Origin of the sequence: Blautia sp. MSK.18.38 (assembly GCF_024460535.1) — a bacterium.
Classification (GTDB): Bacteria; Bacillota; Clostridia; order Lachnospirales; family Lachnospiraceae; genus Blautia_A; species Blautia_A fusiformis.
This window is the reverse complement of the sequence record NZ_JANFYP010000076.1, coordinates 1-1329: the sequence shown is the minus strand read 5'-3', so window position 1 is coordinate 1329 and position 1329 is coordinate 1. Positions and strand designations below refer to the sequence as shown.

General features: G+C 39.4%; 1 protein-coding gene. It reads right to left on the bottom strand.

All coding sequences use genetic code 11. The features are described from left to right. Positions 1–34: 34 nt before the first annotated feature. Positions 35–1120, bottom strand: coding sequence for an IS701 family transposase (locus NE638_RS17755; protein WP_173746858.1), 1086 nt, complete (start codon positions 1118–1120; stop codon positions 35–37). Between the last annotated feature and the right edge of the window lie 209 nt (positions 1121–1329).

The following is a 1329-nucleotide window of genomic DNA, read 5'->3' as shown; positions in this document are numbered from 1 at the left end:
CTATAAATGAGCAAATTTGAAAAATTGCACAAAACTACACTGCGAATTTCATAAATGAATCAAAATCATTGCTTTCCTTTGCGCATTGAAAAAGATAACGATACTTTTCCAGCTGAATGGTATCACAGATTTCGTGATATCCAGTTTCAAACGAACAGAACCTACCAGTACCCACTGCACACATGAAATGTGCCAGTGACATAAGCAGCCAGTACCTTTTGATTCCCTGTGCAGAGCGTATCTGATAGCTGTCCAGTGCCAGTTTATCCTTACACTGGCGGAAAAATACTTCAATCGGCCATCGACACACATACCAGGAAAGAATCTCCTGTGTAGACAGGGCTGCGTTTGTACTGATGAAAGCACGCAATGCTTTGGGATTACCAAATGCTTTTTCCGGATAACTCAAAAGAACTACCGCATTTTCTATGCCGTTGAGGTTTCCCTCGTACCGGTACACATAATAGTTTCGTTTTTTGACTGTCACAAGGTCAAATTCACGATGTGTAACAGACAATTCGGCGGCCAGTTCACGAAGTTTCTTTTTCATTCCCGATGGATACAGCAAACGGTTTGTTTTCAAAGCACCGATGGTATGGAACCCTCTCTGTGCAAAGGTATTGATTATCTTTTCAGAAACATACCAGCAGTCGCAAAGAAAATAGGACATTACCGGTGGAACAGGCAGCTCCTTTGCAATGCTTTGTACAATGTCAATCTTGGAAATTGACTTATTGTACATTACAAAAGCATAGTTCAGAACAATGCCATTGCAGGAAAGCATAACAGCAACTGCCTGATGCCCGTAATCCTGTTTTCCCTTTAAATGGGATTGGTGAAAATACGCATCTTCAATCGGATGTAAAGCCCGTGACGAAGGCTTTGTCTTTGAAGCAATCGTATCGTCCACAATACAGAGAACAGGCTTTCCGGTGCGTGCTGCTTCTGAATAAATAATCTCAATGACAGAGCATTTTAACGTATCTGAAAGTAATGAATCATCCCATTTTCCGGAATTGAGAAAATGGGCAATCGTAGTTCTGTGGCAGGAACTGTTTTTAGCAAAGTCCGTAGTTTTTCCATGATATCCTAAAATGAAAATACTGATTAGGATACTCATAAGATGGTTTATTACTCGGTTCGAATAAAATTTGCATAAGTTTAATTTTTTAAACTGGTTGTATATGAATGAGGAATGATGTATAGTATTTGCGAGAGACACCTTCTTTCGTAAATGTTGCAAATGTTTGTTTTGGCACTTTCATTATACAACACATGGAATCGAGGTGTCTTTCTTTTATGCAAAATCACGAACTTGCTCATTTATAG

Bases quoted from the DNA above. Each gene is read 5' to 3' on its own strand.
- NE638_RS17755 (WP_173746858.1), bottom strand. From the start codon at position 1,120: ATGAGTATCCTAATCAGTATTTTCATTTTAGGATATCATGGAAAAACT.